Genomic DNA, 19,852 nt, shown 5'->3' on the forward strand with positions numbered 1-19,852 from the left:
GACATTGGATAGTATTTTATCACGGCGACGGTACGCTTCATATCGCCCGCTGCGTTTACGCCTCGTTTATGCGCTGATACCGGGCTCGCTCGCGCAACACCTGCCTCGAAAGAGGACGGATAGAAGCGAGCCCGATATCACCGCGCAAGCGACGCATACTCGTACCATATAGTCCGCGTTCTCCTATGGCAACTCTTAATGGTGTGGACTCGCGTATTCGCGCTCGCCGTCCTGCTATACTGAAAACCGTTCTGGTGTTGCGTACCAGCTCTATTCCGGAGAACGGCATCCGTCGTTCATGCTCTTCCTCCTTGTACGCACACTCATAAGACCGCATACGTCCCTTCGCGCCTTTCCTTCCTTGGCAGGGAAGGGCTTCCTGTTCTTGTTCGTGCTTTGGTCCTGTTCGATAAGCGCGCTGCCTGCATACGCGGCATGGGACGGACAGCCCTATGCGCCGGGCGCAACGCTTGACCCGGAGTGCGGGCCGAGCGACTCTAATTGCAAGACGCTTGCGAGCGCGGACGCGACGACGCTTGAAGGCAGGTCCGGAAGCTATTACCTTGCCAACTCCTTCTCGACGACCTCGGCCGCGTATTTCCTTTCTGACAATCCGGGGCTCTCGTTCGCGACCACCAGTTCTGACTATTGGCTCGCGCATCGGTCCACGTCCGACCTTCCGGAAGGCTCGCGCCTCTACTACACCGATGCCCGCGCGGACGCGCGCATTCTTGCGACAACTACTCTTGCGAATATCATCTCGCTTCCGGGCTTGTCTTTGTCCGCGTCGCAGCTTACTGGCTTCGGTATTCCTTTCTACAATTTCTTTCACGCGACGACGACCGATGCGCTCGCGGAAGGTTCCCTGCATCGCTACTACAGCGACGTGCTCGCCCGCGGAGCGCTTGGCGTATCTGCCGGGGCTCTCGCGTATGACAGCGGCACGGGAATCCTTTCGGTTGCGGGCGGATATACGATTCCTTTATCAGCGTCCACGACGGAGTGGGGCGAGGCATATGACAACCGCATCACGTCGGCCTCGGCGCCTCTCACGATCGCGAACCGCGAGATAAGCCTCGGCATTGTTGATGCGGGGCACGGCGGCACCGGCCTCGCCTCGTACAATCCGGGCGCACTTCTGTATGCCGATGCCGACGGAAACCTCACGACGCTTTCGCCCGGTTCTTCCGGTACCGTGCTTAAGATCGCGGGCGGCGTCCCGACCTGGGGCACGGATCTTTCAAGCGGCGGCGGGGGAGGAGCCGTAGCCTGGGCGACGACATCCGACAGCCTCGCGATCTATCCGATGGACAGCACGAACGTCGTCATCGTGGGCGCAAGCGCGACATCGTCGGCGACGAGCGTCTTTGAAGTGCACGGGAGGTCGTATTTCACGACCAATGTCGGCATCGGCACGACTTCTCCGCTCTCGGCGCTTTCCGTCGCGGGGAGCGGCTTCTTCACCGGCAACCTGACTTCGGCCAATATCACCGCCACCGGAACGCTTTCAGTCTCGGGTGCTGGCACGTCGACGTTTGCCGGGCCGTTCTTAGCAGGGAATCTTGCGGTCGCCGGACTTCCCGCGGGCCTTATAAAGGCCGGGGCGGGCGGGTATCTCCGGGGCGCCGTCGCGGGAACGGATTATTTCGATCCTGCCGCGTTCGGTTCAACTTTCTATTCTTTTTTTCACGCGACGACGACCGATGCGCTTGCCGAAGGTTCGGTGCATAAGTATTGGAGCGATACGCTCTTCGACAACCGCCTCTCCGCGACCACGTCGCTTCCGGGCCTCTCTTCCATCGGTTCGTATACCGGGCTCATCGGCGCGAACAACGGTTCCATGTACCAAATCGCCACTTCGACCAACTTCGTGACATCGATCGCGGCCGCATACCCGCTCTCCGTTTCCGGACCAGCCGGGGCGGTGACAATCTCGACCGCGCTCGCTACCACCACATTCCAGCACTCATACGGTTCCGCGCAGATCGGACAAATCATCCTTGCCACTTCAAGCGCGGCAACGAGTAACGGCATCACGGTGGGGCAGACCATCACGAACTCCGGCGGCGTCTTCACGTTCGCTCCGGCGGTATCCGTATCGAACATCCCCAATGCCGCCCTGCAGAATTCCGCCGTCACCGTCAACGGCACCCTGATCCCGCTTGGCGGCTCGGGTACTGTCGCCGCCGCTTCTTCCACGCTCCTTGGAGATAACAATACTTTCTCGGGCGGCAATACGTTTTTGAGCACCATCACCGGCTCCGTTTCTGGCAATGCCGGCACCGTTACGAACGGCGTATACACGACTACTTTCGGCGGCCTTTTCGACAACCGCCTCTCCGCGACCACGTCGCTTCCGGGCCTTACGGCGGTTTCGTCCGGCCTCACGGGCGTCCTTAAGGCGGCGGCGGGCTCTCTCTCGGCGGCGGCACCGGGGATCGATTTCGAAAATCCGCTTTCGTTCCTCTATCCGCTCGCGCGCACCGCAAACAGCGTAAGCCTTGCCTTCGGGACGACAACTTCAAACACTTGGGGAGGAACCCAGACTTTCACCAACAACCCGATACTCGGCACTCTCACCGGTCTCTTCTACGGAAACAACGGATCGCTTGCGGCGACGGCGACATCCTCCGTCACCAGCGGCACCGGCATCGGCTTTTCAGGCACGCCGGGAGCGCTTGTCGGCGGTACTCCGCTTACGATTACGAATACCGGCGTGACGTCGAATATTGCCGGGACCGGCATCAGCGTCTCGGGCGCGACCGGCGCCGTTACGATAAGCGCGGCGAACGTGCCGAACAGCGCGCTTGAGAACTCGACGATCGGGCTTGCTTCGGGCGACTCCTCCCTTACGGTTTCCGGCTCGCCCGCCTCTCTTGGAGGCTCGCTTTCCGCCTCCCTTAACACCGCGCATCCGAATACGTTCACCGCGCTTCAGCAATTCAGCGCAAATGCGTCGACGACGGGAATCTCTTCTTCGTATGCGTCCTCGACCAAAGCCTTCCTTGGAAGCCTGTCGATAGGGAATCTGACCGGCATCCTGCGCGCGGCCGGGGGTGCCGTATCGGCCTCGCTCGTGTCCCTCGCTTCCGACGTGACCGGAGTGCTCGGCGTTATAAACGGCGGGACGGGATGGGATTCGATACAGTCCGGCAGCATCCCGTACGGAAACGGCGCCGGGGCGCTCGCCACCACGAGCCCGGGAACCAACGGGCAGACGCTCGCGCTTGTCGCCGGAGTTCCGGCCTGGATCGCGACGACAACCGCGGGCACCGGCCTTACGTATTCCGGCGGCAGCTTCAATGTGAATACGGCGCAGAATGTCGCGAAGCTTTCGAACCTCACGGGGAACGGATTCGTCAAAACTATAAACGGCGACGGCACGCTTTCGGTCGATACCAATACCTACCTCGCCTCCATTGGTCCCGCAGGACAAAGCCAGAGCGGTCCTGCGGTCGCCATTGCCTCCTCGACCGATTCTGCGACCGGCCTTATCTCGGGCGTCGTGATAACCGGAAGCGCGAATACGCTTACCTGGAAGGCCGTGCTCTCCGGCGTCTTGAGTGCCGCAAACGGCGGCACCGGATCGACGACGCTTTCGGGAATCCTCAAAGGAAACGGCACGGGAGTGCTTATGACCGCGGTTCCGGGAACCGACTATCAGGCGGCGGGGAACTATCTCACCGCGCTTACCGGTGACATCTCCGCGTCGGGTCCGGGTTCCGCCGCCGCGACGCTCGCGACCGTGAACGCGGATACGGGGTCGTTCGGGGGTTCGACCGCCATCCCGACTTTTGTCGTAAACGGGAAAGGGCTCGTCACATCCGCGGGCACCGCGGCGGTTATCGCGCCCGCGGGAACGCTCACCGGAACCGTACTTGCTTCGAACATCCTCGCTTCTTCGCTTACATCCGTCGGAACGCTCGGCACGCTCTCCGTTTCCGGCCAGGCTTCGCTTGCGGGCGCGAGCTCGACCGCCTTTTCCTCGTCCTATGCGTCTTCGACCAGTGCGTTCTTCGGAAACCTGTCCGTCGGAAGTCTTTCGGGAATACTGCGCGCGACCGCCGGAGCGGTCTCCGCGGGCGCGGTGAATCTTGCCTCGGAAATATCCGGGATGCTCGGCGTCGCAAACGGCGGCACGGGCGCGGGCTCGTTTGCGGCAGGCTCCCTCATCTACGGAAACGGTACGGGCCCGCTTCAGAGCGCCGCGACCTCGTCCGTTTCAAACGGCGCTGGCATCTCGGTCTCGGGCGCCGCCGCCGTGGTCGGGAGCGGGGGACTCACCATCACCAACACGGGCATCACGTCCGTCACGCCGCAATTCGGTGCGGCCATCAGTAACGGCGGGCTAACCGTCGCGTCCTCGACGGCGGGCACCGACTTTTCGATAACCGGATCGGGAAGCACGATCACGTTCAATCTTCCGACCGCGTCTGCCGCAAACCGCGGCTTGCTTTCCTCCGCCGACTGGAGCGCCTTCAGCGCCAAGCAGGGCGCGCTTACGTTCGCGTATCCGCTCCAGAATAGCGCGAATACCGTATCGCTCGCCTTCGGGACGACGACCGCGAATACCTGGGGACCGGTGCAAACTTTCACGAACGTTCCCGTGCTCGGCACTCTTTCGGGAATCATTTATGGGAATAACGGATCGCTTGCCGCGACCGCCACTTCGACGCTTGGCGTCGCGCTTGCGGACACTACGGGCTCGCTCCCGGTCGACCGGGGAGGCACCGGATCGACGACGCTCGGCGGCATTTTGAAGGGAAACGGAACTTCCGGCATCGCGACCGCCGTCCCCGGCATCGATTATCAGCCCGCCGGGAGCTATCTCACCGGCAACCAGACGGTTACGCTTTCGGGCGACGTCTCGGGAAGCGGCGCCACTTCGATCACGACCGCGATCGGGGCGGGGAAGGTGACGAATGCGATGCTCCTGGGCGCTATTGCCGCCGCGAAGCTCATCGGAACCGATATCACGACCGTCGGGACGATCGTAAGCGGCGTGTGGCAGGGCTCCGTGATCGGATCAGCCTACGGCGGGGCGGGAGCCGTAAGCGGAATACTCAAAGCGAACGGTTCCGGCAACGTCTCCGCCGCCTCCGCCGGAACCGACTACGTCGCTCCGAACTCCTCGCCCACATTTGCGGGCCTCACGCTCCTAAGCGCGCTTCCCGTCGCAAGCGGCGGGACGGGCTGGAGCGCGATACAGTCCGGCAGCATCCCGTACGGAAACGGTTCCGGTGCCCTCGCGACTACCTCGAGCGGGGCGGCGGGGAGCGTGCTCGCGCTTGTCGCCGGAGTTCCGGCCTGGGTCGCGACGACCACGTTCTCCACGGGCCTTACGTATACGGCCGGAAGCGTGACCGTGAACACCGCACAGAGCATCGCGAAGCTTTCGAACCTGACAAGCAATGGATTCGTCAAAACTATAAACGGCGACGGCACGCTCTCGGTCGATACGAACACCTACCTCGCCTCCATTGGTCCCGCAGGACAAAGCCAGAGCGGCCCCGCAATTACGATCGCAACTTCGACCGCGGGAACCGACATATCGGTGACGGCTTCCGGCAATACGATCACGTTCAACCTCCCGACCGCATCTGCCGCAAACCGCGGCTTGCTTTCCTCGTCCGATTGGACGACATTCAACGGCAAAGTGTCGACCGGCGCGTTCACATCCTCCGGCCTCACCCTTTCGACCGGTAAGCTTCTCGGAAGAAGTTTGGACGGTACGGGAGCGGCCGAAGAGATAACGGTCGGGAGCGGCCTCTCTCTTTCTGGCGGGACTCTCTCCGCGTCTGGGAGCGGCATCAGCGCACTTGGTCCTTCGGGACAAACCCAAAGCGGTGCGACGGTCACCATTGCCACCTCGACAAGCCTTGCAAACGGCGTCACGTCCGCGCTTGTGGTCGTGGGTTCTTCGAACACGCTTATGTTCACTCCTTCCGTTTCCGGCGTGCTCACGGTTCCTGGGGGAGGCACCGGTGCCGGTACGCTCACGGGACTCGTTTCGGGAAACGGCACGAACGCTTTCACCGCGACCGCGAACGGCGCAAACGGCCAGGTGCTTGCTATGTCCGCCGGAGCGCCGACCTGGGTCGCAACGACCACGTTCTCGACCGGACTTACGTACACGGCGGGCACGGTGACGGTCAACACGGTGCAAAGCGTCACGAAGCTTTCGAATCTCGCCACGAACGGATTCGTGAAAACGATCAACGCCGACGGCACGCTCTCGATCGACACCAACACCTATCTCACCTCTGCCCTCACCTCAATAGGTCCCGCCGGTCAGGTACAGAACGGCCCGGCTATCGTTATCGCCACCTCGACGACCGCATTTAACGGCATTACGGTGGGCGACACGATAACCGGTTCGGGGAACACGCTTACGTGGAAGCCCAGCTGGAGCGGTTCGCTCAGCGTCCCTGGCGGCGGCACGGGGGCGACTTCGTTCGGGCAGGGCTGGATATTCTCAAGCGGCGGCACGGGTGCCCTTGCTGCCTCGACAAGCCCGACCGTGAACTATCTTATCGCCACCTCGACGACCGCCGCTTCGATCTTCAATTACCGCGTCGGCATCGGTACGAACGCCCCCGCAACCGCGCTTGACGTGAACGGCGATATCACGATCGAGACCTTGACCTGCAACACATCGCTCGTCGGACTGGGCACCGACGCGAACGGCAAGATCTATTGCAAGAGCGTCGTAGGTTCCGATGAGCGGCTTAAGTCGAATATCGAAAGTCTCGGCGACGAAAATGGCCTTGCTCTCATAGACTCGCTGCGCCCTGTCTCCTATGACTGGAAGGACCCGAACGTGTATGGCGGCATGTCCGGCCTCCAGTACGGGTTCATCGCGCAGCAGGCGCTTTCTGCCGCGCCGACTCTCGTCGGCACGACGTCGCCGACAGAACTGACGCCCGACGTCACGTACACGTTCAACTATTTCGGCCTCATCGCGCCCCTCGTGAAAGCGACACAGCAGCTTGACGCGCGGTTCGGCGCGATTGCTTCAACGAGCGCGGATGCGTCTCCGACGTCTTTTGCTCAGGCATTCTTTGGCCGTCTTCGGGAATGGTTCGCCGACGCGGCAAACGGAATCGAGGACTTCTATGCGAATCGTGTCCATACTTCGCAACTATGCTTAGCAGTCTCCGGCGGGGAAGAGGAATGCTTTACGGGCGACGAGCTGAAAGCCCTTAAGGAGAAAGCCGGACAGCATGACAAGGTTCCGCCGCCCGGCATCGGGCCTGTCATCATCGAGGATGTTCCGCCGCCGGACACCACTGCCTCATCGTCCGAGCCGGAATCAGAAGCCGCTGCGGCTATGCCAGTGCCTCCCGATCCCGCTACTGACTTACCCGCGCCCGAGTAAGGGGGCCGAAGTATCCTGCGGCCGGAGCTATACCGTTTGCGACCTGATATTCCGCAAGCGCGGCCTGCGTGACCGGGCCGAAGTATCCCGTCGCTCCGGCTGCCGCGAGCGCGCGGGCTCCCGGCCCGCTGTTTTTCCCTATGAGAAATGCCTGAAGCGCGGTCACGTCGCTTCCGCGCGCGCCGACGATCAGGTCGCGATAGAAAGTTGAGGTGGTCACCGCCGTGTTTCCCGCTGCTTCAAGCGCGTCATCGATCGCGGAGGGAAGGTTCATGCCAAGCGCGAGCGCTCCGAGGAAGGTTCCGCGATAGTTTCGCACGAGCATTTCGGCATCCTCGTCTTCGTCTTCGTCATCGGCATCCTTAAGCGCGTCTTCGACCGCATCGATGCGCTCGTCGAGCGTGAATTCGCGGGCTAGGCGAGGGAACGGATCGGTCGCCGTCCTTCCGTGGCGTATCTCGAAATGGAGATGGGTTACTCCGCCTTTCGCGTCCCCGGTGTCTCCCACATACCCGATGAGGTCGCCTTTCTTGAGCACCGAGCCTCTCTTAAGCCCTTCGGCGAATTTGTCGAGATGCATGTACGCGAATGTCTCGTCCCCGGGATTCGCCGTATAGACATAGTTTCCGGCGCTCGAGCCCGTGCCCATGCTCGTCACCACCGCGTCGGTGGGGGAGACGATGTAGTCGTCCTTGGGCGCAAGGATGTCCTCGCCCTCGTGCTTGCGCGCCCCGCCGTCGCGCGGGTCGCCGAAGTTCGGCGTGATGTCCACGAGCGAAACGCCAAGCAGCACGGGTATCGGAAGGTTCTTGACGGGATCGTCGTCAAGCGCGTCGATGGCCTTCTGCGCCGCGGAAGATATGCCGCGGCGGGACGTCGCGCGTTCGATCGTCTCCTGGCTCGCGCTCCCTTCCGAGGAATTGCGCCAATAGTCGTATGTTCTCGAATACTGCGGCCGTGTCGCCGCCTGTGCGGCCGGCGGGCAAGCGGCCGCGAAGACGAACGCGCTGATAAAGGAAACGGCAAGCACCGCCCGTGCCCGGTAAGCGTATGTCATGCGCGAAGTATAGCCCGGATCTCCGTGAGATATGCGTGAAGAAAAGGGGAGCTTACCGCAATTTTTTAAATTCCCGGATTATCGGAGTATGCTCGCCTCGCGTTTCAGCACGTTTCAACTGTTGTAATTCGCCTATATCGAAGACGCTGTCGAATCCGTCTTCAACCACAGGAGGAGTACGGATAAGCATATTGTGCATGCGCCTGATCGCGTGTTCGGGAACCATAGGTTCACGTAAACGATTACGTTCGAGGGCGACCTCCATGGGAACGGCGGCCACCATGCCTTGCACCTTGCTTGCGCCATGTTCGCGGGCGAAGCGAATAAACTCCTTGCGTTCGAAGTCTTTGGCGAATGTCGCATCGAATACGACCGTCTCCCCGCGCCGCAACGCATCGGCGGTTCTTCGATGTGCTTCTTCCCACACTTCCTTGTTTTTTGACTGCTCAGTCGCATCGCCAAGCATTTCGAATCGTATATCATCGGGGGAGATGTAGGTATAGGAATTTTCTTCCGCAAAAGGTTTCAGAATTGTCGTTTTCCCGGAACCGGGAACGCCGATGCCCATAATAAGCTTTGCCATGTTCTTAAGTATACCTGTGGTCAAAGTCTTATCCCCACGCGAATCATAGGAGGCCGCGCGCCTGCGGCTATACTTCAAGTACCACGGTGTTGCGCACCGAGTCTCTCCGGACCCGAAAGGGAGTGGTCCGCGTCATGCGCACCCAAACGCTCAAGCGATTCAGTCTTTATAAACATATCTCCGCGAAGCGGGGCTAACTTCATATATACCGGCGTATGCGCCGCACTCGTCCTATGGCAGCTAAGAATGAAAAGATGGATATAGATGTCTCCGAGCCAGTGCCCGAAGCGCCGTGGCCTCCGGCCGCGCCGGGACCAAGGAACGGGCGCAGGATGCGGCGCGGATGGTCCAAGATTCTCGCCGCGCTCATCCTGGTCCTCGTCCTCGCCGCGCTTGCGTACTATTTTGTGCAATACCAGCGCCTCAGCCGCGACCCGGCGGTGGTCGCGCGGGCCGAAGACGCGAAAGTCATACAGGAACTTTCGAAGGTGATGGTGGTCCCGAACGATCCGAGCCCCGTCATTGCGACCGTGTCCGACAAAAGCAAGCTTGCCGACCAGCCTTTCTTCGCGCAGGCGCAAAACGGCGACCAGGTCATCATCTTCCCGGTTTCGATGAAAGCCGTGCTCTATCGTCCGTCGGCCCGAAAAATAATCGACATCGCGCCGCTTGCAACCGGTGCCTCGGCGTCTGCCGCCGCCCCGTCTCCCGTACCCGCAAAGGCGAAGGCGGCCGCGACGAGCACGACTCCTTAAACGCATGAATATCCGACTCGGCACCATTTCGCTCGTCGCACTCATTTTCTTTTCCTTCGCGCTTCCCGCGTTCGCGTCGGAAACATCCGGAACGGTGCTCGATTCGCAGAAGTTCGGATGGGGCGACAAGATCGGGTGGATCAATTTCGCACCGACCGACGGCTCCGAGTACGTCGGCCTCGTGATCACCGACAGCGCGGTGACGGGCTTCGCGTGGAGCAGGGATTTCGGATGGATACGGTTCGATCCGCCGAATTCCGGACAGGGGGTTACGAACACGCCGGAAGGCGTTCTTGGCGGTTCCGCATGGGTCGCGTCGCTCGGATGGATATCGATGGAGGGCGTAACGATAAATCAAAACGGCGAGTTCACGGGCATCGCCGGAGTCGCTGGCACCGATACCGCGCGTATTTCCTTCGATTGCTCGCGGTGCGGCGTGCAGACTGACTGGCGCCCGGCATCCGTGCGAGGCGGCGGCGGAAACAACGGGGGAGGCAGCGGCAACAACGGGCGTTCCGGCAGTTCCGTTCCGGACGCATCCTCGCCAGAACCCTCCTCAAGCGGTGGCGGGATCGGTATCGTGCCGTTCTTTCAGAACTTATTTACGGGCATCTTCGGCGCAGCTCCCGGGACGAACGCCGGTACCGCTGGCGCGGCGGGCGCTGCCGTTCCGAACAGCCTGTTCGACATTTCGCTCGCGCTTGAAAAGAGCGTCGTGCCCGCAGGCGAGCCGCTCGTCGCGCTCGTCTCGTTCGCGAACTTCGGAAAGGTTACTACCGCGGCCGACCTCGCCTTCTCCATCGTCAACGGCGAGGGAACCGTATTCGCGACATCGACCGCGCGCACGAGCGTCGAAACCGAGAACCTCGTGCGGCAGACGTTTGCTACGACGGCATTCTCTCCCGGAACGTACTGGATAAAGCTCAGGGTCACGTACGGTTCGCCCGTCATCACCGAAGACTTCAACCAGCAGTTCACAATCACGGCCGCGCAGACGTTCGCCGGGCGGTGCGGGTTCCCGTGGCCGCTGTCGTATGCCGTGGATCACATCGCGTTCCTCGCCTGGTTCGGCTGTGTATTCCCGTGGATCATCATTATCGTCACGATACTGATGATCGTCGCTCTCTTCTATTATCTTGTTCATCCGCGTGGAAAGGACCGGCATGCGGCCCGCGCTTTCTCCCGATGAAGTACCTGCGCATCACGATAACGGCAGGACTTCTGTTTCGCGGTCTTGCGCTCCTGCTCGTCATTCTCGCGGTCTCGCTTACGATCCACGAGTGGGCGCTCATGGCCGAGCGGGACCACCTGTACCAAGCGGCCGCGAACGAAGCCCTCGATGAGCGGCTCGAGTCTGTCGGCGACGGGCTCACGGAGGTTTTCGCGAGCGCTCGTGAAGGGCTCCGGTCGCTTTCGTCCGTACTCGCGGTCTATTCGGGAGTATCTGACGGCCGCGCGGGCGCCGAACAGGCGCTCCGCATCGCGCGGGACGCCCACCCCGAGTATTATTTCGTTCGTTATATAGGCGCGGACGGGTCCGCGTTCGTCACGCTTTCGCCGCCCGGCATGTCGGTGGGGGACGAGACGGTATTCGATGCCGGATTCGACGGCCTCCTGCAGGACGCGCAAAATTCAATCACCGGGGACATTCTCGTGTCGGGGCTCTCGTGGTATCCCGTCATCGGCGGCACGAAGATTCCGCTCGTGTATGCAATTACGCCGGTTGTGGCGGCAGGGAAAACGTACGGATATCTCGAAGTGGCGCTTGATATACGCAACTCGTTCACGGCGGTGACGCAGGCGCAGCGCGCCGAAGACGTCCTGTTCCTTCTGGATAGCGAAGGGAAATACCTTGTCGCGCCGCACGGTACGCCAGTTCCGGAAGATACGGTCACGAGCCGGTATCCAAAAGAGGTGGTTGACCACCTGTACGGGCCGGACACAGTCGGTGCCTTCACGTACGGCGATCGGGTCTTCGCGTATGAGCACTTGCGGACGACCGGCGTCGGCATGCGGTCGGGTGATCCCGAATTTTGGGTGCTCGTCAGCGTGTCCGATACCCGCTCCGTCTTCAGCGCGGCGCGGCGCGCGAGAAACGAATCGGTCTTTTCCCTGGCCGTGTTCCTTCTGCTTGCGGGTCTCGCCGGCCTCTTGGTGTACCGCCTGCGCATGATGCTGCACACTCATCTATGAAGCGGATCCTGAAGCTGTCGGCGGGCCTGGGTGCGGTCCTGCTGTGCGCGGGTATCGTTCCAGCATCCGTACATGCGGCGAGCGTGGCGCTTTCCATCCCCGACCGGTACGCGCAAGTGGATCCCGACGACCGTTTTTACTACCAGCTTAACGTCCTGTATCCGGAAAACGTCCAGCGGAGGGACCTCACCGTCACTTACCGCGTCGAGGAGGGGCAGGCGACGATCGTCAGCGGCCAGTACCTGCGGGCAGTCGAGACGCAGGCATCCTTCTCCGATTACATCGTCATTCCGACCGACGCCCGGGAAGGCCTCCATACGATAGAGATCGCGGTCACCGACGGCGACAAGCCGCTCGCGCAGGTGAGCGGAAGCTTCCAGGTCAATCCGCAGGAAGACTGGGTCATGATCTACTTCTCGATACTTCTTGCCGCCGTGCTGCTGGTCGGCGTCGGCCTGTTCGTCGAGATCCTTATCGTGTCCCGCCGCGCATGACTTGTCCACACCGCGAATGCTTGAACGGGACAGGTGCTGCTAGACTCAAGAGTGTTCCGGTGTTGCGCACCGCATCTGTCCCGGGGACGATTAATTCTCGTCTCATGCGCACCATCTTCACCTCTCCTTTGCTAGCGTTCGCGGGACGCTTCACCGCGGTTTTCTTTTTCGTATTTGCAGCAAACGGTATCGTCGGTTTTCCCGCCGCGCATGCGGCATGGGACGGTAATCCGTACGAGCCCGAGGAAACACTCGATCCGGAATGCTCGCCGAATCAGGGGCAGTGCCGTATCACGCAGCCCGTCAGCGCCGGAGAGAGCGTACCGGCAGGCTCGCTTCTCTATACCGACGGTACGGATTCATGGACGACGCTTCCCATCGGCAGCGACGGCAAGGTGCTCAAGATAAGCGGCGGTTCGGTCGTCTGGGGAGACGATAACGGCGGCATCTCGTACAGCGCATCCGAACAGGGGCTGCACCTTGATGCGGGCACGCACGTGCTCTCTATCACGCTTGACGGCTCGACGCTCTCCGCGTCCGGAAGCGGACTCCGGCTTGCGGCCGCCTATCCCGGTCAGGCATCCATTACGACGCTCGGTACCATTACGACCGGCACGTGGCATGGTTCCGCAGTAGCTCCGGCCTATGGCGGTACGGGCGCGTCGTCAGCTCCCGCAAACGGCCAGCTTCTCATCGGCAACGGATCGACGTATACGGTCGCGAACGCGAGCGGCTCGGGCGGCATACAAATCACGAACGGTTCGGGATCGCTTGGCATCGGCCTTTCCATAAGCGGATTGTCGGCAGTCTCAAGCGCCGCGAACGGCGATTATCTCGCGCTCTACGATGACAGCGCGGGGGCGAACAGGAAGATCAGCATCAGCGACCTGTTCGCGAACGTTATCGGCTCTCTTAATTTCCAAGGCACGTGGGATGCGGATGCGAACAGCCCGTCCCTTTCCGACGGCATGTGCACGGCAAGCGAAAACGGATACTTCTATATCGTCGGCACGTCCGGAGCGACGACTCTGGGCGGCGTGTCCTCATGGGACGTGGGCGACTGGCTTATCTGCGACGGCACGGGCTGGGGCAAGGTCGCGGATACGAGCGCCATCGCGAGTGTGTTCGGGCGCACCGGCGCGGTCACTGCTCAGAGCGGGGACTATACCGGCGACCAGATCATCAATGTCGCGGCGGGCACGATCGCCTCGACGAACGTGCAGGGCGCCATTAACGAGCTCGCAAGCGAGAAAGAAGCGGCGATAGCGTCGGGCCTTACGACCCAGTACTGGCGCGGCGACAAGACGTGGCAGACCTTGAATACGCTCGCGGTGGCCGAGAATCCCGCCCACCTCTATTACACCGACGCCCGCGCGAGAAACGCGTTTTCTTCGGGCAGTGCATCGCTTTCGTACGATTCCTCGACCGGCGTCATCGCCGTTACGGGCGGATACAGCATTCCGGAATCGGGGACCATCGAAGGGGATACGCTCGTCTGGGACGGATCGAACTGGGTTCCGACCGAGGGCGCGATGTCGTTCTCTTTGTCCACCGGCCTTCTCTCGATCGATGGCACCGCCTCGTCTACCGACCTTTATATCGCGGATGATGCCATCATAGCCTCCGCCGATATCGGATCGCTTTCCGCCGATTCGCTCTCGCTTTCCGCCGCCCTTGGCGCAGGGTCAGGCGGTACCGGCATCACGAGTCCTGTCTCGGCCGGAATTCTTATCGGTACGCAGGGAGGCGGAGCGTGGCAGCAGGTCGCGACCTCGACGCTCCGCATCGCGCTTGCCGATACGACCGGAACCCTTTCGGTCGTCAAGGGCGGTCTTGGTCTCACTGCCGCGCCTTCGTTCGGGAATCTCCTCATGGGTAACGGTTCGGGCGGCTATACTTCGGTCGCGACTTCTTCGCTCGGCCTTACGTTCTCTTCGATCGCGGGGACGCTCGGGGTTTCCGCGGGAGGAACCGGCGTAGTTTCCGCGCCTTCATTCGGGGAGCTCCTGCTTGGAAACGGCTCAGGAGGATATGCGCTCGCCGCCACCTCGACTCTCGGTCTCAATCTCTCCTCGCTTACCGGAACCCTTGGCGTCGCCGCAGGCGGTACCGGAGCGGCGAGTCTTGGCCAAGGATGGCTCTATTCGACCGGCGGCGGCATCGCGCTCTCCGCGTCCACGTCGCCGACCGTGAACTACCTTCTCGCCACCTCGACGACGCAAGCATCCGCGATTGCCTACCGTCTCGGCGTCGGGAGTACGACGCCGCTTGCGACCCTTGCGGTTAAGGGTGCGGGAACCGGCGCGGGCGTCACGCTTCAGACGACCGACAGCGCCGACATCGCGGGCCTTACGGTTCTCGACAAGGGATTCGTCGGCATAGGCACGACATCTCCGGTGGCTGCGCTTGCGGTGAGCGCGGCGGCCGGCGTCGCGCCGTTCGCGGTGGGTTCGTCGACGGGGGGAATCAAGCTCACCGTCGCCGCGAACGGCTTCGTCGGCGTCGGCACCTCAAGCCCTACGTATCCGCTCGACGTGCGGGGAGATGTCGGCGGAACGGTCGCGCGTTTCCAGACTACGACAAATTCGCTCTTCTGCCTCCTCTCCTCGATTACCGGGCTTTTGAGTTGCGCATCGGACGAGCGGCTCAAGAAGGACATTACGCCGCTTGACGCGTCGACGCTCGACCAGGTCCTCGCGCTCAAGCCGGTTTCGTACCACTGGAAGACCGATGATTCTTCCGCCGGACTCAAGTATGGATTCATCGCGCAGGATGTCGAGAAGATATTTCCCGAACTCGTTTCCGCCGATCCCACCACCGGCTACAAGTCCCTTTCCACCGGCGGCATGATGCCATACGTCGTGAAAGCTCTTCAAGAGCAGCAAGTCGAAATCGAGGATCTCAAGGCGCAGATAGCGGTGCTTGCCGCTCATCTTCCGCATGTGTCCGGAGATGACGAAACTCCCGCACCGGTTCCTCCTTCCGGGCCCGAAGAGGAGGAAGGAAGCGTGACCCCTCCTGTTCCTGAGGAGGAAGTTCCGGCTCCCGTACCGCCGACCGTGAATACTGACGATGCTCCGGTCGCAACTCCGTAGCAGGTCTTGGTTTGGGAGCAGCGCGCCACGCTATTCATGAGATTGTCGTTCCCCATTCGTTTTTTGTTTGTTCTGCTCGCAGCGGCAGTCCTGTCGGGGCTGTCGGTTCCTATGGAGCGGGCTTTTGGCGCGAACCAGGAAGACGGTATCCGGGCGACAGCCGCGAGCCTCGTATCCCGCGTGGCGCCCGGCGGGACGCTCTCGTTCTCGCTCACGCTTCTTAACTTCGGCACGGCGCGCCGGGCCGATGTCGTCATCACATACCGGATACTCGATGCGGCGGGCGCCGAAGCCTATTCGCAGCAGGAGACCGTCGCGGTCGACACGACCGCGAGCGTTGTGCGGCACGTGGAAGTGCCGGGGACCCTCGCGCCCGGACGCTATACGCTCGAAAGCGAAGCGCGCTATCCCTTTCAGGAAGCGCCCGCCGTCTCCCGCTTCTCGTTCACCGTCGAGCGCGCGTATCTGGGCGTCTATATCACGGACTGGCTCCGATACGGCGGCCTCGCCCTTCTTCTGGCGCTCGCGTCGTTTATCGGCGGCCGGCTCCTCATCCGGGCCAGGGCCCGCCGCGCCGTGCTCCATGACTACGCGGACAAGCCCAAAGACGAACGCATCTATTACGAAATCATAAGCGACACCGTAAGCCAGATGCGCCAGCGGGCGGGCGACCGGGCGCTTGAGATCGCGGCGAAAACGAAGGGTCTTTCCATCGATTCCGATACCGGCAAAGTTCTCAAAATCACGGAGAACCCCGCGCAAGTCGTCGCGGCGCTCGTGTCCGGGTACGAAGCGGCGCTCGGGAAGAAGGTGAGCTTCGCGCTCAGAAAGAACGGCTGATCACGTAATCCATATTCTATGAACCAAAAAACCATACTCATCGTCGAAGACGAAAAAGATATCAGGGAAGCGCTTCGGGACATGCTCGCCGACAAGGGATACCGCGTCCTTGAGGCCGGAAACGGGCGGGAAGGCGCGGCAAGCGCTCTTGCCGAGCACCCCGACCTCATCCTTCTCGATCTCCTCATGCCCGAAGTGGATGGCATGACAGCGCTCGGACAGATCCGGGAGGATTCGTGGGGGAAGGGCGCATCCGTCATGATCCTCACGAACGTGAACGCGAGCAGCGAACAGGTCGTCAAGGATATCGTGACGCACAAGCCGCTTGAATACCTCATCAAGTCGGACTGGAAGATCGCCGATGTCCTGAGGAAAGTCGAGCGGGTGCTCGCGGGGAAGTAGCTTCCGCCATGGCGCCGTTTCTTGCTCGTTTCGGCCGCACCTATACGACAACGGACTCCGTGCGGAGTCCGTTGTCGTATAGAGTCCTCTTAGAGAAAACGATCTGACTATTGATAGTCCGACGCCGTGCGTTGAGGATTCGAGAGCGCCGCGACGCCAAGCGCTACGATCGCGAGGAGCACGATGAGGGAGAGCCAGAGGAGCGGGGAAGAGAAGTCCCAGAAAGATACCGGAACATTCGCCGCGTTCGTGGTTTCCGGTATCGTCGCGTCGTTCGTGTATTCGATGACGGCCGGGGCCGCTGCCGCAGGGGCGGTCGTGTCTATCGCTCCTGGAGCCGGATAATCCTCTGCCGCAGTGTCGGCCGCTACGACGTTTCCGGTCGCGCCGTAATCGGCCGTGAGAGCCCCTCCCGCGCCGGTCGCGAGCCCCTGCGTGTATGCGTATCCCGTCTCATATCCGGTCGTGTCCGCAGCCGCGGGGCTCGCGAAGAGCAGCCCGCTTACCGCGAGAAGGCCAAGCGCGCTTATCGCCGCGCCGCTTCCGACTGCTATGCGTTTGACTGCTTGCATATGGGTGTTAGGCGTTAGGCTTCTAAACCGCTGCCGTGTGGCCCTTATGTGGCCCTGGCTAATCGGTGCGCCTAGTATGCGAAACACGCCATGAACGGTGTGTGAAAGATGGTTTGTATACTAATCTATACAAACTTCGGGCTGACTGCCCGCCTAAAAAATACAGTGAAAAGCCTGTTCGAGAGGATGCCAAGCGTATTGAACATGCGTTTGGCGAAGGGCCCGTATTCCTTCCTGACGGCATTTGCTCGCGGGAGCGAGTTTTTGATTACCACGTCCTGGAGCGCATAAAGCTGCTCCACTCTTTTATTGCGTGCCCGGGAAAACTCCTCAAGCAGAATTTCTATGCGCCCGCTCCACGAGTCGCCATCAAGCTGATTCAGGGATCTGGCCAAATAAAAAGCATCTTCCGTAGCGAGCGTCGTGCCGACGCCAAGCACCGGCAATCTCCCGTGCGCGGCATCTCCGAGCAGGATCATCCTATTGGCATGAGAGTTCGGGACATGCACGTCTTTTAATTCGAATACTCTCGTGGTTCCCCGGTATACCGGCCTGCACTGCGGCCCGTAGATGCGGACAAGCATCTTCTCCAAGCCTTCTCGCATCACGTCTCTTTGGGCCGCATACTCCGGTTCTTTCGCGAAAAAGAAATGCGCGATCATGGCGCTCGTCGGCGAGGTCATTAGGACCCCCGTCATGTTATTGATGCCGAAGACGACGTTTTCTCCCTCGAGCATCGGGATTCGTTCGATTTCCGCATATTCGACCGCGTAATCCGAAGGTGAGATCCCGACGCCCTCGAAACAGCCGCTCCGAGTTAGCGAGCTGATGCCTTCGGCCACAACGACCAGGTCGTACGCATCGTTTTGACCGGTGCTGAGTGTCACTATATGCTTTCCGTCCCTGACCACCGTGGAAGGGATAGCCGTGTCGAGAATCATGCGTCCTTCCATATTCCGCGCTTCGGCGAGGAGCATATCGTGAAACGCTTCCCGATCAACGATGTATCCGAGATCCTTCAAGGAATACAAGCTTTCGGGGAAAGTCGACTCGTTGAGCATGAGGGTTCTCTTGAGCTTGATGAAGCGATTCTCATATGCGCCGCGCCGCATCAGCGTTCTCTTTAGGAGATCATAGCCACAGCTCCAAATCGTGATCGCATATCCAACCGAGCGGAATTGCTCGCCTTTTTCGATCAGTGTCATCTCGTATTTACTCCGGTCCAGGTAGATGTAGGTAAGTAATCCGGCTATCCCGGCTCCCGAGATCAGAACTTTCTTCTTAGAAGTCATGCGAACGAAGGATAGCACGATCACTCAACTCCAAAGCGGACCCTTGAAAACTTCGCGTATGGATGAGTGTTCACTACTTAAGCGAGCCGTATACACTCGGAATTTCAAGGCCAAGCGTCCAGAGCGAAACGCCGCGGAGCCCGTGGCTCTTCGCGAGCGCGACCTTCACTGCGACGCTCCGCGCGTTTTCATACCAAATCGTGTACCCGGTGGGGCCGTTGAAATAATGAAGGTACGGAGCCTGTGCCGTTTCGTCATAGATCATGAACGCGTCGTTCGGGTGATTCTTAAATACGTTCTGTATGCCCTCGTTCCCCCCGATGCCGACCAGCTTTCCGGTCATGTCGTTCCATTGCCAGTAGTAGAGAGGGATGCCAAGCGAGAGTTTTTCGGGTGGGATATGCGCGAGCGCGTAGTCAAGGACGCGCGTAAGCCAGGGATAGGGAGCGATAGCGCCTTTCGAGTCCGGCGCGTCATAGGACATGAGGCTTATGAAATCCGCGGAGCGCGCAAGGGCGTCGTAGTCATAAACGCCGATGAGCTTGTTCCAGAGGTCGTTCTTATAGTCGCTTGGCGTATCGGACACTTTTGAAATGACGGCGACCGAAAGCATAAGGCCGTGCGCATGGAGCGCTTTCGCCGTTTTGGCGACGAAGGCGGAAAATCCATCCTTGTCGGCAAGTTCCATCTGCTCGAAATCTATCTGCCAGCCGATATAGCCCCGATCTTTCGCTTCGGTTATGAGCGCGCTTATGGCGGTGTCCTGCTTTTTTATATCGGTGAGGAGCGCTTTGTACGCGGCGGGGCTGAAGCTTCCGTTCGTTACGAGCGGCATCACTTGGATATTATTCTTCTTCGCGAAATCGAGTATGTCCTGATCGAGGGTTCCCGAAAGCGTGCCGTCTTCGTTTATCGCGTACACTTGCGGCGCGAAAATGTCGATCGAGTCCGCGTGCGCGAAGAAAGACTGTTTCGCGAGCTCGCCGTCGCGATAATAGAAGAGGCGTTCGTAGTGGGGTGCGGCCGGGGTTGCTGCTAGGGCAGGTAAAGGAAGGTATACCGCTCCAAAAAACGATACAAGCACAAGGAGAACGGCCGTACGCTGCATGAGAGAGAGGGTAATCATATTTGTAGTATACGCCCTGCATATCTGTTTGTATTGCTTTCGAAATGAATTCCGGATGAGGACGT

General features: G+C 60.8%; 13 protein-coding genes. 8 read left to right on the plus strand and 5 right to left on the minus strand.

What is annotated here, in order from left to right:
• The first annotated feature begins 298 nt into the window (after window positions 1-298).
• Window positions 299-7,378 (plus strand): tail fiber domain-containing protein, encoded by a 7,080-nt coding sequence (locus tag WDN10_04475; GenBank protein MEJ0053947.1) that lies wholly within the window; start codon window positions 299-301, stop codon window positions 7,376-7,378.
• Here the strand turns inward: WDN10_04475 and WDN10_04480 are convergent.
• The gene (locus WDN10_04480; protein MEJ0053948.1) at window positions 7,353-8,435 is read right to left on the minus strand and encodes a peptidoglycan DD-metalloendopeptidase family protein; all 1,083 of its coding nucleotides are present in this window, start codon (window positions 8,433-8,435) and stop codon (window positions 7,353-7,355) included. The two genes, WDN10_04475 and WDN10_04480, sit on opposite strands and share 26 nt — an antisense overlap.
• 52 nt (window positions 8,436-8,487) lie before the next feature.
• Window positions 8,488-9,018: an AAA family ATPase gene (locus WDN10_04485; GenBank protein MEJ0053949.1), complete on the minus strand. Its 531-nt coding sequence runs from the start codon at window positions 9,016-9,018 to the stop codon at window positions 8,488-8,490.
• 233 nt (window positions 9,019-9,251) lie between these two features.
• Between WDN10_04485 and WDN10_04490 the strand changes: the two genes are divergently transcribed.
• The 7 genes from WDN10_04490 to WDN10_04520 all read left to right on the plus strand — a co-directional run bounded on the left by WDN10_04490 (window position 9,252) and on the right by WDN10_04520 (window position 16,797).
• Window positions 9,252-9,773 carry a hypothetical protein gene (locus WDN10_04490; GenBank protein MEJ0053950.1) on the plus strand — a complete coding sequence of 174 codons (522 nt, stop codon included), beginning with the start codon at window positions 9,252-9,254 and terminating at the stop codon, window positions 9,771-9,773.
• 4 nt (window positions 9,774-9,777) lie between these two features.
• On the plus strand, window positions 9,778-10,962 hold the full coding sequence (locus WDN10_04495) for a hypothetical protein (GenBank protein ID MEJ0053951.1): 1,185 nt from the start codon (window positions 9,778-9,780) through the stop codon (window positions 10,960-10,962).
• Window positions 10,959-11,966, plus strand: coding sequence for a cache domain-containing protein (locus WDN10_04500; protein ID MEJ0053952.1), 1,008 nt, complete (start codon window positions 10,959-10,961; stop codon window positions 11,964-11,966). Before WDN10_04495 ends, WDN10_04500 begins: the two co-directional genes overlap by 4 nt.
• Window positions 11,963-12,460: a hypothetical protein gene (locus WDN10_04505; protein MEJ0053953.1), complete on the plus strand. Its 498-nt coding sequence runs from the start codon at window positions 11,963-11,965 to the stop codon at window positions 12,458-12,460. The genes WDN10_04500 and WDN10_04505 overlap by 4 nt, the downstream gene beginning before the upstream one ends.
• A gap of 104 nt (window positions 12,461-12,564) precedes the next feature.
• Window positions 12,565-15,555, plus strand: a complete 2,991-nt coding sequence (locus WDN10_04510) for a tail fiber domain-containing protein (GenBank protein MEJ0053954.1) — start codon at window positions 12,565-12,567, stop codon at window positions 15,553-15,555.
• 36 nt (window positions 15,556-15,591) lie between these two features.
• Entirely contained in the window at window positions 15,592-16,395 is an 804-nt protein-coding gene (locus WDN10_04515) for a hypothetical protein (GenBank protein ID MEJ0053955.1), read from the plus strand.
• Window positions 16,396-16,413: 18 nt separating this feature from the next.
• Window positions 16,414-16,797, plus strand: a complete 384-nt coding sequence (locus WDN10_04520) for a response regulator (protein MEJ0053956.1) — start codon at window positions 16,414-16,416, stop codon at window positions 16,795-16,797.
• A gap of 107 nt (window positions 16,798-16,904) precedes the next feature.
• Here WDN10_04520 and WDN10_04525 read toward each other — a convergent pair whose 3' ends face one another.
• From WDN10_04525 to WDN10_04535, 3 genes are all read right to left on the minus strand, one after another.
• Window positions 16,905-17,369 (minus strand): hypothetical protein, encoded by a 465-nt coding sequence (locus WDN10_04525; protein ID MEJ0053957.1) that lies wholly within the window; start codon window positions 17,367-17,369, stop codon window positions 16,905-16,907.
• Between the two features lie 125 nt (window positions 17,370-17,494).
• Window positions 17,495-18,661 carry an NAD(P)/FAD-dependent oxidoreductase gene (locus WDN10_04530; GenBank protein MEJ0053958.1) on the minus strand — a complete coding sequence of 389 codons (1,167 nt, stop codon included), beginning with the start codon at window positions 18,659-18,661 and terminating at the stop codon, window positions 17,495-17,497.
• A 73-nt stretch (window positions 18,662-18,734) separates the two neighbouring features.
• The gene (locus tag WDN10_04535; GenBank protein ID MEJ0053959.1) at window positions 18,735-19,787 is read right to left on the minus strand and encodes a glycosyl hydrolase family 18 protein; all 1,053 of its coding nucleotides are present in this window, start codon (window positions 19,785-19,787) and stop codon (window positions 18,735-18,737) included.
• Window positions 19,788-19,852: the final 65 nt, after the last annotated feature.

It is taken from the genome of bacterium (genome assembly GCA_037200965.1).
Lineage (GTDB): Bacteria > Patescibacteriota > Minisyncoccia > Phycocordibacterales > Phycocordibacteraceae > C7867-001.

Bases quoted from the DNA above. Each gene is read 5' to 3' on its own strand.
- WDN10_04515 (MEJ0053955.1), top strand. From the start codon at position 15,592: ATGAGATTGTCGTTCCCCATTCGTTTTTTGTTTGTTCTGCTCGCAGCG.
- WDN10_04480 (MEJ0053948.1), bottom strand. From the start codon at position 8,435: ATGACATACGCTTACCGGGCACGGGCGGTGCTTGCCGTTTCCTTTATC.
- WDN10_04510 (MEJ0053954.1), top strand. From the start codon at position 12,565: ATGCGCACCATCTTCACCTCTCCTTTGCTAGCGTTCGCGGGACGCTTC.
- WDN10_04495 (MEJ0053951.1), top strand. From the start codon at position 9,778: ATGAATATCCGACTCGGCACCATTTCGCTCGTCGCACTCATTTTCTTT.
- WDN10_04490 (MEJ0053950.1), top strand. From the start codon at position 9,252: ATGGCAGCTAAGAATGAAAAGATGGATATAGATGTCTCCGAGCCAGTG.
- WDN10_04485 (MEJ0053949.1), bottom strand. From the start codon at position 9,018: ATGGCAAAGCTTATTATGGGCATCGGCGTTCCCGGTTCCGGGAAAACG.
- WDN10_04525 (MEJ0053957.1), bottom strand. From the start codon at position 17,369: ATGCAAGCAGTCAAACGCATAGCAGTCGGAAGCGGCGCGGCGATAAGC.
- WDN10_04475 (MEJ0053947.1), top strand. From the start codon at position 299: ATGCTCTTCCTCCTTGTACGCACACTCATAAGACCGCATACGTCCCTT.
- WDN10_04535 (MEJ0053959.1), bottom strand. From the start codon at position 19,787: ATGATTACCCTCTCTCTCATGCAGCGTACGGCCGTTCTCCTTGTGCTT.
- WDN10_04530 (MEJ0053958.1), bottom strand. From the start codon at position 18,661: ATGACTTCTAAGAAGAAAGTTCTGATCTCGGGAGCCGGGATAGCCGGA.
- WDN10_04505 (MEJ0053953.1), top strand. From the start codon at position 11,963: ATGAAGCGGATCCTGAAGCTGTCGGCGGGCCTGGGTGCGGTCCTGCTG.
- WDN10_04520 (MEJ0053956.1), top strand. From the start codon at position 16,414: ATGAACCAAAAAACCATACTCATCGTCGAAGACGAAAAAGATATCAGG.
- WDN10_04500 (MEJ0053952.1), top strand. From the start codon at position 10,959: ATGAAGTACCTGCGCATCACGATAACGGCAGGACTTCTGTTTCGCGGT.